Origin of the sequence: Bifidobacterium avesanii (assembly GCF_009299475.1) — a bacterium.
Classification (GTDB): Bacteria; Actinomycetota; Actinomycetes; order Actinomycetales; family Bifidobacteriaceae; genus Bifidobacterium; species Bifidobacterium avesanii.
In genome coordinates, this window is sequence record NZ_WBSN01000003.1 from 44,835 (window position 1) to 58,799 (window position 13,965).

Annotated in this window: 10 protein-coding genes and 2 pseudogenes; 4 read left to right on the plus strand and 8 right to left on the minus strand. The window is 66.2% G+C overall.

What is annotated here, in order from left to right; all coding sequences use genetic code 11:
- Window position 1: 1 nt before the first annotated feature.
- Together DSM100685_RS02540 and ffh are read right to left on the minus strand one after the other, a co-directional pair.
- Window positions 2-1,060, minus strand: coding sequence for an endonuclease/exonuclease/phosphatase family protein (locus DSM100685_RS02540; protein WP_152349791.1), 1,059 nt, complete (start codon window positions 1,058-1,060; stop codon window positions 2-4).
- A 192-nt stretch (window positions 1,061-1,252) separates the two neighbouring features.
- Window positions 1,253-2,884 (minus strand): signal recognition particle protein, encoded by a 1,632-nt coding sequence (gene ffh / locus DSM100685_RS02545; RefSeq protein WP_152349792.1) that lies wholly within the window; start codon window positions 2,882-2,884, stop codon window positions 1,253-1,255.
- 362 nt (window positions 2,885-3,246) lie between these two features.
- Here ffh and DSM100685_RS02550 point away from each other — a divergent pair, with 362 nt between their 5' ends.
- Entirely contained in the window at window positions 3,247-4,152 is a 906-nt protein-coding gene (locus DSM100685_RS02550; RefSeq protein WP_152349793.1) for a cation transporter, read from the plus strand.
- Between the two features lie 221 nt (window positions 4,153-4,373).
- On the opposite strand, the gene cysS is transcribed toward DSM100685_RS02550, so the two are convergent.
- Window positions 4,374-6,014, minus strand: coding sequence for a cysteine--tRNA ligase (gene cysS / locus DSM100685_RS02555; protein WP_152349794.1), 1,641 nt, complete (start codon window positions 6,012-6,014; stop codon window positions 4,374-4,376).
- Window positions 6,015-6,152: 138 nt separating this feature from the next.
- On the opposite strand from cysS, the gene DSM100685_RS02560 reads away from it, so the two are divergent.
- The 3 genes and pseudogenes from DSM100685_RS02560 to DSM100685_RS11255 all read left to right on the plus strand — a co-directional run.
- Window positions 6,153-6,902 (plus strand): type 1 glutamine amidotransferase, encoded by a 750-nt coding sequence (locus tag DSM100685_RS02560; protein ID WP_152349795.1) that lies wholly within the window; start codon window positions 6,153-6,155, stop codon window positions 6,900-6,902.
- Between the two features lie 313 nt (window positions 6,903-7,215).
- A pseudogene (locus DSM100685_RS11250) lies at window positions 7,216-8,266 on the plus strand (ABC-F family ATP-binding cassette domain-containing protein); the annotation flags it as partial.
- 95 nt (window positions 8,267-8,361) lie between these two features.
- Window positions 8,362-9,360 (plus strand): annotated as a pseudogene (locus DSM100685_RS11255) (ATP-binding cassette domain-containing protein); the annotation flags it as partial.
- A gap of 9 nt (window positions 9,361-9,369) precedes the next feature.
- Here the strand turns inward: DSM100685_RS11255 and DSM100685_RS02570 are convergent.
- The 5 genes from DSM100685_RS02570 to ilvN form a co-directional block, all read right to left on the minus strand.
- Window positions 9,370-9,801 carry a type II toxin-antitoxin system VapC family toxin gene (locus DSM100685_RS02570; protein WP_152349797.1) on the minus strand — a complete coding sequence of 144 codons (432 nt, stop codon included), beginning with the start codon at window positions 9,799-9,801 and terminating at the stop codon, window positions 9,370-9,372.
- A gap of 2 nt (window positions 9,802-9,803) precedes the next feature.
- Window positions 9,804-10,067 (minus strand): FitA-like ribbon-helix-helix domain-containing protein, encoded by a 264-nt coding sequence (locus DSM100685_RS02575; RefSeq protein ID WP_152349798.1) that lies wholly within the window; start codon window positions 10,065-10,067, stop codon window positions 9,804-9,806.
- Window positions 10,068-10,195: 128 nt separating this feature from the next.
- A complete protein-coding gene (locus DSM100685_RS02580) occupies window positions 10,196-11,644 on the minus strand; it encodes an MFS transporter (RefSeq protein ID WP_152349799.1) in 1,449 nt (482 codons plus the stop codon).
- 155 nt (window positions 11,645-11,799) lie between these two features.
- Window positions 11,800-12,396 carry a metalloregulator ArsR/SmtB family transcription factor gene (locus DSM100685_RS02585; RefSeq protein WP_152349800.1) on the minus strand — a complete coding sequence of 199 codons (597 nt, stop codon included), beginning with the start codon at window positions 12,394-12,396 and terminating at the stop codon, window positions 11,800-11,802.
- A 968-nt stretch (window positions 12,397-13,364) separates the two neighbouring features.
- Entirely contained in the window at window positions 13,365-13,922 is a 558-nt protein-coding gene (ilvN, locus tag DSM100685_RS02590; protein ID WP_152349801.1) for an acetolactate synthase small subunit, read from the minus strand.
- Between the last annotated feature and the right edge of the window lie 43 nt (window positions 13,923-13,965).

A 13,965-nucleotide genomic window follows, 5' to 3' on the forward strand; every position in this document is an offset into this window, starting at 1 on the left:
CCTAGAACCGCAGCGTGGCGGTCAGCGCCAGATGATCGGTGCCCGGCACCACGAACGACTCCACGTCGACCGGCAGGGCGCCCGGCGTGAACAGCACGTGGTCGAGCTCGATGCGCGGCCACGGCAGCCACGACGGGAACGTGGTGTGCCGGCCGTTCGCCACGGTGAGCGATGCATCGCGGAACCCGCTCGCCAGCAGCATGCGGAAGCTCGGATGCTCGATCTGCGAGTTGAGGTCGCCCATCACCACGGCCACGTCGTGGTCCTCCGCGATGGCCTCCTGCGCCAGCACGCTGAGGCCGATGATGCCCGCCGACCAGTCCGGGCATCCGCGCATCGGGGACTTCGGGTGGGCGGACGCGAACGTGACCTCGCGCCCGGCGATCATGAGCGTCATGGCCGGCACGTCCGCCGCGGGGATGTTCGCGGCGCTGAGCTGACGGCCCACCGGCTCCTCGCGCGTGAACAGCACGTTGAACCCGCCGTTGTCCGTCGCCTTGCCCTCGCCCTGCTGCATGTAGGGCATGACCGCGCCCAGACCGGCCTCGTTGAGGCGGCCGACGAGCGCGTCGTTGCATTCCTGCAGGGCGAGCACGTCGATGTTCCGCCCCCGCACGGCGTCCACGATCGCGGCGGCGTCGGCGCGGCCGTAACGGCAGTTGAGCGTCATCACGCGGCGGTCCTCCGCATGCCCGGCTTCGGCGGCCTCCTCGATCGCCTTGCGCGCGGCGCGGAATGCGTTCTCCATCGGCTCGGTGGACGGGCCGACCGGCAGCTTCAGCGCCGGCGTGGGCTGGGCCATCCACTTGGGCAGCTTGGCCATGCGGTATTCGATCGCGCTGTCGCACGCGACCGTCAGCCACGCGAGGCACAGGCACATGGGCGCCCACGCCTGCACCGCGGCCGACCAGACGGCCACCGCGAGCAGCGGAATCCACATGAACGGCACCAGCGCGATCATGTACGGCATCGGCATGTGCGCCTCGCTGCCGGCCGGAAGCCGGATGAGCAGCACCCACAGCATGCACACGAACGCCAGAACCCAAACCGTCGTCACCATAAGTCTTGATCAATCTCCTTGCATGCGGCCGTCGCGCGGTCGCTTGTCCTCAACGCCGTCCGGCCGTCCAGCTGTTCAATCGTCCGGCCGTTCAATCGTCCAGTCGTCCAAGCATAGCGAAGGACCCCTGCCGTCGCACGCGAACGCGGCTGGCAGGGGTCCCTGTGGATCATGCGAGTCGGACGAACCGGTTCAGCCGAGCAGTCCGCTCAGGCCGCCGCCCAGATTCGGCGGCAGGTTGTTCACGTCCAGACCGGCCGGAAGCGCGGGGTTCTGCGGCTTCTTGGCGAACGCGGAGCCGGAGCCGCTGCCGCCCTTCTTGCCGCCGCCGGCCAGACGCTCGCGCAATGCCCTCTCCTCGGCCTCGCGCTTCATCGGGTTGCCGGACTTGCCGCCCTTCTTCTTGCCCTTCTTGCCGTTCTTCTTCTTGCCGCCGCCCATGCCGGGGCCGCCGAAGCCGGGGATGCCGCCGCCGGCGCGGTTGGTCATGCGGCGCATCATCTTCGCGGCCTGGTCGAAGCGCTGCAGCAGCGCGTTGACCTGCGAGACGGTGGTGCCGGAACCGTAGGCGATGCGGGCGCGGCGGGAACCGTCGATGATCTTCGGGTCGCGGCGCTCGGCCGGCGTCATCGAGCGGATGATCGCCTCCGTGCGGTCGATCTCCTTCTCGTCGAACTGCTCAAGCTCCTTGCGGTGGGCCGCCATGCCGGGGATCATGCCCAGCAGGTTCTTCATCGGGCCGAGCTTGCGCACCTGCTGGAGCTGGTCGAGGAAGTCGTCCAGACCGAAGCTGCCCTCGGACATCTTCGCGGCGGCTTGACGGGCCTGCTCCTCGTCGAACTGCTTCTGCGCCTGCTCGATCAGGGTGAGGATGTCGCCCATGTCGAGGATGCGGGAGGCCATGCGGTCCGGGTGGAAGACCTCGAAGTCCTTGAGACCCTCGCCGGTGGAGGCGAACAGGATCGGCTTGCCGGTCACGCTCGCCACGGACAGGGCCGCGCCGCCTCGCGCGTCGCCGTCGAGCTTGGAGAGCACCACGCCGGTGAAGTCCACGCCCTCGTCGAACGCCTTCGCGGTCTTGACGGCGTCCTGACCGATCATCGCGTCGATCACGAACAGGATCTCGTTGGGCTGCACGGCGTCGCGGATGTCGCGCGCCTGCTTCATGAGCACCTCGTCCACGCCCAGACGGCCGGCCGTATCGATGATCACCACGTCGTACAGCTTCTGCTTGGCCAGTGCCACGCCGTCGCGCGCCACCTTGACCGGGTCGCCGGTCGTCTCGCCGGGGGCCGCGACCGCCTCGCCGCCGTCGGACTGCACGCCCTTCTCCGGCGCGTAGACCGGCACGCCGGCGCGCTCGCCCACCACCTGCAGCTGGGTGACGGCGTTCGGGCGCTGGAGATCGGCGGCCACGAGGATCGGCGTGTGACCGGATTCCTTGAGCCAGTAGCCGAGCTTGCCGGCGAGCGTGGTCTTGCCGGCGCCCTGCAGACCGGCGAGCATGATGATCGTCGGCGGATTCTTGGCGAAGTTGAGCGGGCGGTCCACGCCGCGGCCCAGCACGTCGGTGAGCTCCTCGTTGACGATCTTCACCACCTGCTGGGCGGGGTTGAGCGCCTCGGAGACCTCGATGCCGAGCGCACGTTCGCGGATGCGCGCGGTGAAGGAACGCACCACGTCGAGCGCCACGTCGGCGTCGAGCAGCGCGCGGCGGATTTCGCGGATCGTGCCGTCGATGTCCGCCTCGGACAGTTTGCCCTTGGAACGCAGGTTCTTGAATGCGTTCGAAAGCCTATCGGTCAAAGAACTAAAAGCAGCCATAATGCGTAACAGTCTAGCCGTCACGCGGGAAAACGGACCGATGCCCCCGTGCGCGCTCGGCGTCCCGTCCGCTGCCTGCTCCCGCCGTCCCTGTCCATCGCCTGCTTCCGCTGCCCGCTCCCGTGCCGCCCGCTTCTGCCCCCCCCATCCACAAAATGAGCGAATCCAGTGCGTGACGCGGCATGTTTGCGTTCTCAAACACTGGATTCGCTCGATCCGCGGTGGGGCACGGCTGGATTGAGCGAATCCGGTGCGCCGATCCAGCCCGACCGCTACACTGGATGGGCAGTGGTATTGATATTCATTTCATATATCGCTGGACACCCCGATGCAAGCAGTACTCAGCAAAGGAAGGCCCAACGATGCCTCAAAAGCAAATTGAACGCAAAGCACTGATCGTCGGCATCATCGTCAACGTCACGACGGTGATCATGGGCATGATCGTGTTCTTCATGACCGGCCTCAAGGCCATGTTCCTCGACACCACCTTCACCGTGATCTCGGTGATCTCCGGGCTGGTGGCCGTCTTCCTCTCCTCGCACACCATCCGCACCTCCGACCGCTTCCCCAACGGCAAGTTCGCCCTCGAGCCGATCTACGCCATCTGCAAGGCCCTGCTCACCATCTCCCTGCTCGCCTTCTCCCTGCTCGACGTGACGCAGGTCGCCTGGGACTACTTCGTTCTCGGCGAGGGCGAGCGCATCGAAACCGGCCCGGTGGTGATCTACGAGATCGTCACCGTGGTCATCTGCTTCGCCCTGTTCGTCTACTATCGGCGGCGGAACCGCAAATTGCGCGGCGCGAGCACCATGCTCATCGCCGAGCAGAACAGCACGCTCATCGACGCCGCCATGTCGTTCGGCATCGGCGTGGTGGCCGTGTTCCTGTTCCTGCTGCCCGCCGGCACCCCGCTCGACTTCCTGCACTACACCGGCGACTTCTTCATCACGCTGGCGATCGTGCTGCTCACGGTCAAGGAGCCGTTCGGCGTGCTCAAGGACGCGTTCGTGGAGCTCGTGGGCGGCGTGCACGACGACGAGGAGACCAACGGCTTCGTGCAGGAGGCGGCCCTGCGTCATCTGCCCGCCGGCACGGAATACGAGAAGACGCTGGTGTTCAAGACCGGCATGAACTACACGGTGGACGTGTATCTGGCCGGCGCGTCCGACACGATCGACGTGGCGGATCTGGTGGCGTGCAAGCGCAGGCTGGAGAGGGAGCTCACGAAGCGCCTGCACATCGTGGACGTGGATTTCGTGTTCGACTGACGCGTCTGCCTGTTCGCACGTCCCGTCCGTCCGTGAATCTCCCATTCGGTCCAATCTGCGCCTCCAAAATCACAGCTTGGACCGAATGCGCGATTTGCGGCACAATGCGAACGATAACAATCGGCCGATCGGTCCAAGCTGCACCGTCAGGAGTGCAGGTTGGACCGATCGGCCGATTTGCGTTGCGTGCGTTGCGTTGCGTGCTTGGCGCTGTGCGGGGCCTACTTGAGGCTCCACGTGGAGCCCTGCGGACCGTCCTCGATGGCGATGCCGGCCGCGCCCAGTGCGTCGCGGATCGCGTCGGCCTTGGCGAAGTCCTTCGCCTTGCGGGCCTCGGCGCGCGCGGTGAGCTGCTCGCCGATCAGCGCGTCCAGGGCCTTGCGCTCCGGGCTGGCGTCCTCGTCCTCGGCGGAACCGGCCGCGCCGGAGCTCAGCCACGGCTCGGCCAGCGGGTCGAGGCCCAGCGTGTCGAGCATGGCGCGCACGCCGCGCAGCGCGAGCCTGACCTGCTCCACGGCCATCTCCGGCGTGTATTGCGTCGACTTCGTCTCAAGCTGGCTGAGCAGGATGTTGCCCCTGCGGATCTCGCCGAAGATCGCGGCCAGCGCGCCCGGCACGTTGACGTCGTTGTTGAGCGCGGCGACGAAGTCCTCGGGCAGCTCGTCGGCGCCCACGGCCTCGATCTCCTCGCGGGACGGCTGCTCGCCGACCGCCGCGCCGGCGCGTTCGATGAAGTTCGAGACGCGGTCGTACGCCGCCTGCGCCTCCGCCAGCGCCTGATCGGACCACTCGAGCATGGAGCGGTACTGCACGGAGCCGAGGGCGTAGCGCACCACCCACGCGGAGTGGTTCGCGAGCACGCTCGGCACGGACAGGCCGGTGCCCAGCGACTTCGACATCTTCTCGCCCTTGGTGGTCACCCACGCCGAGTGCATCCAGCGGGCCGCGGACTCGTAGCCGGCCGCGCGGGTCTGCGCCATCTCGTTCTCGTGGTGCGGGAAGCGCAGGTCCAGACCGCCGCCGTGGATGTCGAACATGCCGTCGAGGTAGCGGTGGCTCATGGCCGAGCACTCGATGTGCCAGCCCGGGCGCCCCACGCCGAACGGCGTCGCCCAGCGCGCGGTTTCGGGATCGGTGTCCTTCGGGGCCTTCCACAGGGCGAAGTCGCGCGGATCGTGCTTGTCCGGCGAGGCGTCGGCCGGATCGACCGGGTTGTACTTGTCGTTGCCGGTCGCGTCCACGGACGGGCCCATGCGGTCGGCCACGGCGGCGGCCTCGTCCACCTCCGCGGATCCCTTCTGGTGGGTCAGTTCGCCGTACGCCGGCCAGCTCGCCACGTCGAAGTACACGTTGCCGGTCGGCTTGCCGTCGGCGTCGGTGACCACGTAGCCGTGTCCGTTGTCGATGATTTTCTGGATCAGCGCGACCATCTCCGGCACGTGGCCGGTCGCACGCGGCTCCACGGTGGGCGGCAGCACGCCGAGCGTCTCGTAGGCGTGCGTGAACTCGCGCTCGTAGAAGTATGCGCGCGCCCACCACTGCTGACCCGCGGCGGCGGCCTTGTCGAGGATCTTGTCGTCGATGTCCGTCACGTTGCGCACGAACGTGACGTCGTAGCCGAGCCGCATGAACCAGCGGCGGACCACGTCGAACGCCACGGCCGCGCGGATGTGGCCGATGTGCGGCGAGGACTGCACGGTGGCACCGCACACGTAGATGCCCACCTTGCCGGGCTTGATCGGCGTGAACGCGGAGACGGCGTGCGAGGCCGTGTCATAGAGCTTCAGGCCCGCGGCCGCCTTGGCGAGCGGGTGTTCTGCTTCGGAAGTGTTGCAATTCTGCGGTTCTTGGCTTGTTCCCATAGTCATGAGCGTATGCGCGAAACCAGACAAGGCGGCGGTGCGGTTCCACGCTGTGACGGGACGGGCGTGTAGGGTGACGGTCGGAAACGCGAATCGGCGAACGCAATTAGGTAACGGCGAGGTGACACAATGGGAGACATGGCCAAACCGCAAGTGCTTATCCTCCAACACGTCGCTTGGGAGCGTCCGGGCAGGATCCTGCAGAATCTCGAGGATCTGGGGCTCGAATACCAGACGATGAACATCGCGTCGAAGAAGAACCCCGATCTGCCCGACTTCAAGGACGTCGCCGGAGTGGTGGTCATGGGCGGTCCCATGGGTGCGCTCGACTACGACGACTATCCCGGGCTCAAGGCGGAGGCCAAGCTGGTGCGCGCCGCCGTGAGCGTGGGCAAGCCGGTGCTCGGCGTGTGCCTAGGCCATCAGATCATCGCCACCGCGCTCGGGGCGAAGCTCTCCAAGGGGCCGGCGCCGGAGATCGGGTTCGCGCCGATCAAGCGCGTGGACAAGCACGACTTCTTCTCCATGTGGGACAAGCAGATCAACGTGCTGCACTGGCACAACGACGTGGTGGGCCTGCCCGAAGGCGCGCAATTGCTTGCGCGCACGTCCGGCACCAAGGTGCAGGCGTTCCGCGTCGGCTCCGCGCTGGGCATGCAGTTCCACCTCGAGGTGACCGCCCAGCTGCTCGAGGACTGGCTCGCCGAGCCGTCCATGGTCAAGGACCTCAAGGCCGCCGGGCTTTCCAAGTCGCAGCTGCGCGACCAGTTCGCCGAATTCAACCCCACGCTCGAGCCGCTCGCCGAACAGGTGTTTTCCGGCTTCGCGGCCCGATGCAACACGTACGCGAAGGCGCTCGCGGCCAACGCGGACAAGGGCGACAAGTAGGGGCGCGGGAGGCTGGTTGACCGGTCGTTTGGCTGTTCGGCGGTGGCGGGCAGCTGTGACGTTGGCCGTGACAAAGTTCGTTCCGTGACGCTGACCGTGACGGAGTCCGTCCGGCCACTGTCACACTGTCATAAAAACCGCCATTTTCCAACGTTTCGCGTTGGCCTCCGCGGTGCATGCGCGGTCTTTGTCACGGCCATTGTCACAGCCTCCGCCGCAGCCCCGTCGTTGCTCTCGCTGCGAATGGCCGAACGAATGGACGGGCGAAGGCCGTCGGGCCCGATGCCTAGGCGTGGCGCTACATTGAGGCACTATGCCGACTTATGACTTGGGACTGGAACACGTATCGCTCGCCTTCGCCACCAAAACCATCTTCACGGATGTGACGCAGGGCGTCTTCGAGGGCGACCGCATCGGCATCGTCGGCCGCAACGGCGACGGCAAGTCCACCCTGCTCAAACTCTTCGAGGGCACGCAGACCCCGGATTCCGGCCGCGTGACCAAGCGCAACGGCCTCACCTTCGGCATGCTCTCCCAGCGCGATCCGCTCGACGACGACGCCACCGTGCGCGAAGCCGCGCTCGAGGGCCGCGAGGACTACGAATGGGCCGCGGACGCCAAGTCCCGCGAAATCGTGGAGGCGCTGCTCGGCGGCATCGACCTCAACGCGAAGATCGGCTCCCTGTCCGGCGGCCAGCGTCGCCGCGCGGACATGGCCCGCCTGCTGCTCAAGGACTGGGACATCCTCGCGCTGGACGAACCCACGAACCATCTGGACGTGGTGACCATCCACTGGCTCGCCGAGCATCTGCGCAACCGCTGGCCGTCCGGTCAGGGCGCGTTCCTCATCGTCACGCACGACCGCTGGTTCCTCGACGAGGTGTGCGAGTCCATGTGGGAGGTGCACGACGGCGTGATCGACCCGTTCGAGGGCGGCTATAGCGCGTACATGATGCAGCGCGTCGAGCGCGACCGCCAGGCCGACGTGCGCGAGGAACGCCGGCGCAACCTGGCCCGCAAGGAGCTCGCGTGGCTGTCCCGCGGCGCCCGCGCCCGCTCCACCAAGCAGAAATTCCACGTCAAGGCCGCGCGCGAGCTCATCGCCGACGTGCCGCCCATGCGCAACTCCATCGAGCTCAGACAGATGGCCACCTCGCGCCTCGGCAAGCAGGTGGTGGACCTCATCGACGTGACGCAGGTGTTCGAGCACACGCACGGTTCCGTGGCGCGCGGCGAGGCGGCGGCGAACGGCGGGGACATCGTGCCGTCGCTGTACGCCGAGCCGAAGGTGTACGGGTCCGTGGAGATCGCCGTGGACGATATGTCCGACCCGCGGCTCGTGGACGCCGGCGTGACCGGGGCGGTGGCCGCGGAGGCCACTGGAGGGGCCACTGCTGCTGCCCCCGCCTCATCCAACGCCGATGCCTCCGTCTCCGTTGCCGCTCATGCCGTCGTGGCTGATGGCGCCGACGCCGAGCCCGTCACCTCCGCCGCGCGCAAGGTCACGGTCTCCGGGCGCAAGGTGCTCGACGACGTGACGTGGCTGATCGGTCCCGGCGACCGCTTCGGCATCGTGGGTGCGAACGGCGCCGGCAAGTCCACGCTCCTAAAGCTCATCGACGGCACGATCACGCCGACCGTGGGCCATGTGAACATCGGCAAGACCGTGAAGTTCGCGGTGCTCTCCCAGCGGCTCGACGAGCTGGAGAAGCTCGGCAAGTACAAGATCAAGGAAGTGCTCTCGCGCTACAAGCCGAGCTACATCGTGGAGGGCAAGGAGGTCACGCCCGGCCAGCTCATGGAACGCCTCGGCTTCTCCTCCGCGCAGCTCATGACGCCCATCCGCGACCTGTCCGGCGGCCAGAAGCGCCGCATGCAGCTGCTGCTCATCCTGCTCGACGAGCCGAACGTGCTCATCATGGACGAGCCCGGCAACGACCTCGACACGGACATGCTCGCCGTCATGGAGGACCTCCTCGACACGTGGCCCGGCACGCTCATCGTCGTGTCGCACGACCGCTATCTGCTCGAGCGCGTCACCGACCAGCAGTTCGCGCTGATCGGCGGCAAGGTGCGGCACCTGCCCGGCGGCGTGGATGACTACCTGGACATGATCGAGAAGGCCAAGAACGCGCCGGCTTCCCAGGTTGCCGGGGCCGCTGCCGGTCGGTCCTCCGCCGCCGCGGATGGCGCGTCCGGCGCGGACGGGTCGAATGGCGGCCAGTCGAAGCTCACCGGCAAGGCGTACCACGAGGCCGGCAAGCGCGTCCGCGCCATCGAACGCAAGCTCGCCAAGCTCGAGGAGCAGAAGGACAAGCTCGAGCAGGAGATGGCCGCGCACGATCCGTCCGACTATGAGGGCCTCAACAAGCTCAACACGCAGCTCACCGCCATCGGCACGGAAAGCGACGACCTCGAAGCCGAATGGCTCGAACTCTCCGAACAGCTGGGGGAGTGAGCGTGGCGGTCAGCCCGATCGGGGTCGTTCCCACGGATTGATGAGCTCCACGCCCGTCCCCTCGAAGTCCCTGACGTTGCGCGTGGCCACCGCCATGCCCCGCGACCGCGCGATCGCCGCGATCATCGCGTCCTGCGGGCCGATGCGGTTGCCCATGCGCTGCCGGGCCGCGACGATCACGGCGTAATGAGGCGCCGCCCGGCTGTCAAATGGAATCGTTCTGTTGCGGAACGTCTCGATGCAGGCACTGACGGCCTGCTTGATGCGTTGTTTCTTGCGGGATTCGTCCAGCAGCGCGACGCCGAAAAGCAGCTCGGCCACCGTGATGCTGGTGAGATACATGTCCGTCAACGGTTGGCTGATGATCCAGTCCCGTACGGCTTCGTTCGGTTTCGGTCGGCTGATGATCTCGCTGACCACATTGGTATCCAGAACGATCATGATCACCCCAAATCCACGGGCCGCATGTATGGGTCGCGGGGCGGCGTCAGCTCTTCATTCGGGTCGAGGCCTTCGCCGTCAAGCAGTCGCTGCATTTCCGCCATGAGATCGGTTGAGCTCATGATCTTCTGACTCACATACTGCGCGGTGTACTCCTCCAGAATCGACCGGGCCTCGGCCTCCATGGAGCGGTTGTTCTTCGCGGCGACGTCCTTGAGCAGCTGAATCTGCTCGTCCGGCACCTTGCGGATGGTGATGGTTCCCATGGCGCGCCTCCTGTATGCTAGCGTTTTGCTGTCATAATGTGTAAGCAAAATGCTAGCACATATGTTCGAAGCGCGCGAAGGCCGGCGTGTCCGAAGACCTGCCCGAAAGAATGCCCGGCCGCATGTCCTTACAGCGCCACCTCATCCCAGCGGTCGGCGGCCGGAATCGAGCGCACGGACGGCACGGTCAGCACGATCGCCACGTTGACCGCCAACGCCGCCCAAAACAGCCCGATCGTCGCGCTGAACCCGATGTGCGGCAGCAGCGAACCGGCGATCGCCGAGCAGAACATCATCGGCAGCATGCACAGCGTGCCCAACGTGGATCCCGCGCGGCCCTGCATCTCGTCCGGCACCTTGGCGAACACAAAGCCCATGATGAGCGAGTTGACGACCGGAATCGGCAGGCTGACCGCCAGCGCGCATGCCAGGATCGTCGGGTAGGCGTCGCTGAACAGCAGCGGGGCCAGCGCCGCCAATGCCACCGCGGAAACGGCGACCATGCCCGTGCCCAAAGGCATGCGGTCGGTCACCTTCGCGGCGATCAGCGCGCCCAGCAGCGTGCCGACGCCCATCGCCGTCTCTATGAATCCGATGCGCACCGAATCGACGTGCGTGCCCACGAGGTGCAGATTCACCGTGGAGAAGATGCCGTTGATGCCGAAGTTCACCAAGGCGGCGATCAGCGTCAGCGCGAGCAGCGTGCGGCAGCGCAGCATCCAGCGCCAGCCCTCCAGAAAGTCGGAGAAAAATGAATTGCGCGCCGTGGGCGTCCGCTTCGTGGCCGTCGGCTCCTTTGCGGTCACCTTCGCGGCCGTTGCAGTGCCGTCGCCGTGGCCGTTGCGCTCATCCCGGTCATCCCGGTCGCTCCGATCTTCCCCGTTGCCCCCGTTATCCCCGTTGCCGGCGCGCGTTGCCGTGTTCAGTCTTGTCGCGCTCACGCCGGAAATCGCAAACATCAGCGATGCGACCGCGAACGGCAGCCACGGGGCGATGGCATACAGCGCGCCGCCGATCGGGGAGCCGGCGATGCTGATCATCGAATCGCGTCCCTGGTTGAGGCTCTGCGCCTTGGGATATTGCGCGGTCGGGATGATCGAGCGCAGTATGGCGTTGGTGGCGTTGCCGAACAGCCCATTGACCGTGGACGCCGCGATCGTGATGATCGCGAACGCCGTGAAGTTCAGCAGATGCAGCGCCAGCGACGCGAATGTCAGCCCCCAGAGAATCACGCCGCAGCATGCGTTGACGATGATGAGCGTCCTGCGGTCGTGCCGGTCGACCACCGTGCCGCCGAACACGCCGCTCACCTGCGAGGCGATCATGGTGGCCGTTCCCAGCCAGCCGGCCAGCGCTAGCGACTGTGTGAGCGCGAAGGCGATCAGCGAGATGGCGAACGACCGCATGGACTGTCCCATGGCGGCGGCGGTGTCCGCGGTGAACCAGTGGCGGTATTGGACGTTGCGCCACAGGGATTCGGCCGGGGCGGGGGACGCAGCCGGACTGGACGAGGTGACTTCGGTTTTGGTTTCGGTGTGCGACGTGTATGGAGTGCCGTCTTTCGTGGTATCTTCCATGGTCTGGCCTGACTTTCTTCGGGGGTTTGGGGGATGACGGGCGTCGATGGGATGGTGGGTGCGTGGGTGCGCCCGCCATGCGGTATCCGTCCCGTCGTTGTGGAGTTTGCCCCGCCGGTGGGGTCTGGGATCCGCGCGGCTATGGAATCGTCCCGCTACGGCACCCACTTGAACAGGTCGGTGACGAGCATCACGGGCTGCGACCCGTCGCCTTCCGTGTGCTGCAGGTTGACGTCGGCCCACTTGCGGGTGAGCTCGGCAAACTCGTCGGACATCCTCTGGTATTCCTCCGCGGTGAGGCGGATGACGGAGGCGACGCTCTGCGCGGGTTTGCGCCATTCGGCGGGCAACGATTCGGCCTTCGCTTGGTAGCGTTCCCGACCGGCCAGATAGAACTCGCGCCCCGCCTGATCCATCGCGTCGGCCAGCGCCGGATTGTCGTCATGACTCACGCTGAACTGAAAGGCGCCCTGATTGGCGGTCCAGCAGCTTTTGCGCCTGTCGCCGTCGGGGGAGGGCGACTGCGTGACGATGCCGGCCTTCTCGAGCTGCTTGAGGTGATAGCTGACCGTGCCCGCCGATTCGCCGAGCGCTTCGGCGATGTCGCCCACCGTGCATGGATGTTCGTCGCTGAGCGTGGTGAGGATCCGCATGCGCGTGGGGTGCGATAGCGCCTTGAGCTGGGCGAAATCAGTGATCGTGTGCACGGGCCGACCGGTGGGGCTTGCAGGGCCTTCGTCTTCCTCGGCCATGGTTGCCGTCCTTTCCGCTGATTGGCTGATGTCCGATTGTCGAATTCGATCTACAAGAAATATTGTACAACAATTCTTGTATAAAATCGTCGGGCCGGGCGGGAGAGCCAATGGGATGCGAGAGGCCGGCGGACAATATGCTGGGCCTGACCGCGGAACGGTGTCATTGATCGGCCGGCCATCGGTATTCCGCCGACTACGTGGGAATGTGATCGTTCCATGTCCCGTTAGCCGTTCCGTCCGACCACGGAAGGGCGGCATTTGCGGGCCGAACGTTGGAATTTCGCCGATTACGCGGAGAATGCAGTCGTTCCGTGGCCTGTCGGCTGGCCGGGATGGGAATCGATGACCGCCGGACGAGATTGGCCACCGGAGAGAACCGTCTGCTGGGCGGGAAGCGAGAACCGTCCGGCGGGCGGCCGCTGGCGGGACTGGTTCGGCTACCGGAGAGAACCGGCAACGGAGTGTCGATTTTTCCCGGCCAATTGGCGGAAGGATGGCATCGGCGGATAAAAAATCCCGCTTCCGTTGTCGGCGGGCCAGTCGGTTATGACAACGGAAGCGGGATTATTTACGGTGAAACATTGATATATCGCCGCGGGTACGGGGAAAATCGGCTTTCCGTTGCCGATAAGCCCAATGCCCAATGGCCAATGTCAAACGGCCAACGCCGGGTGGTTGCCGCCAAGCCCAAAATGGCTAATGCCGAATGTATGGCCGACTGCTCGGGGATGGCTGATGACGCAAAAGGGGCGACCCACCATGCGGCAGGTCGCCCCTCAGTAGTCAATTCATCCTCATGTGGATATTCGCGCGGTTCTCGGTCGCCAAGCCCGCTCGCGCCACGCTAAGCCCACTCTGTTCGTGCGGTTCGCCGGCACCGGGCCCGCTCACGCCACGGTAGGTCCACCCTGTTCGTGCGGTTCGCCGGCACTAGGCCCGCTCTCGCCACGCTGAGACCACTGGGCTCAGCGTCCCGTGATCTCCGAACCGAGGACCTTCTCGCTCAGGGCGCGCGGGCCACGCGTGACGGCCACGGCGCCGGAACGCACCAGCTCGATCACGCCGTAATGCTCGAGCAGCCCGAGCAGCGCGTCGATCTTGCCCTCCGCGCCGGTGGCCTCGATGGTCAGCGACTCGGGGTTCACGTCCACCACGCGCACGCGGAACAGGCGCACGATCTCCAGCACGTCGGAGCGCGTGGACTGGTCGGCCGCCACCTTGATGAGCACGAGCTCGCGCTCGACGGTGGTGTTCGGATCCAGCTCGACGATCTTGAGTACGTGCAGCAGCTTGTTGAGCTGCTTGATGATCTGTTCCAGCGGCAGGGCGTCCACGTCCGCGGTCACCGTGACGCGCGAGATGTCCGGGCGCTCGGTGGGGGAGACGGACAGCGAATTGATGTTGAACGCGCGGCGGGCGAACAGGCCGGCGATGCGGGCCAGCACGCCCGGGCGGTTCTCCACCAGCACCGAAAGCGTGTGGCGCTCGGAGCCGGGCTGGGAAGCGGGATACACAACTGCCATGGGATTCTCCTTGACGTTCCTGAAGGACGTTCGACGTTCCTGA

Bases quoted from the DNA above. Each gene is read 5' to 3' on its own strand.
- DSM100685_RS02540 (WP_152349791.1), bottom strand. From the start codon at position 1,060: ATGGTGACGACGGTTTGGGTTCTGGCGTTCGTGTGCATGCTGTGGGTG.
- ffh (WP_152349792.1), bottom strand. From the start codon at position 2,884: ATGGCTGCTTTTAGTTCTTTGACCGATAGGCTTTCGAACGCATTCAAG.
- DSM100685_RS02550 (WP_152349793.1), top strand. From the start codon at position 3,247: ATGCCTCAAAAGCAAATTGAACGCAAAGCACTGATCGTCGGCATCATC.
- cysS (WP_152349794.1), bottom strand. From the start codon at position 6,014: ATGGGAACAAGCCAAGAACCGCAGAATTGCAACACTTCCGAAGCAGAA.
- DSM100685_RS02560 (WP_152349795.1), top strand. From the start codon at position 6,153: ATGGCCAAACCGCAAGTGCTTATCCTCCAACACGTCGCTTGGGAGCGT.
- DSM100685_RS02570 (WP_152349797.1), bottom strand. From the start codon at position 9,801: ATGATCGTTCTGGATACCAATGTGGTCAGCGAGATCATCAGCCGACCG.
- DSM100685_RS02575 (WP_152349798.1), bottom strand. From the start codon at position 10,067: ATGGGAACCATCACCATCCGCAAGGTGCCGGACGAGCAGATTCAGCTG.
- DSM100685_RS02580 (WP_152349799.1), bottom strand. From the start codon at position 11,644: ATGGAAGATACCACGAAAGACGGCACTCCATACACGTCGCACACCGAA.
- DSM100685_RS02585 (WP_152349800.1), bottom strand. From the start codon at position 12,396: ATGGCCGAGGAAGACGAAGGCCCTGCAAGCCCCACCGGTCGGCCCGTG.
- ilvN (WP_152349801.1), bottom strand. From the start codon at position 13,922: ATGGCAGTTGTGTATCCCGCTTCCCAGCCCGGCTCCGAGCGCCACACG.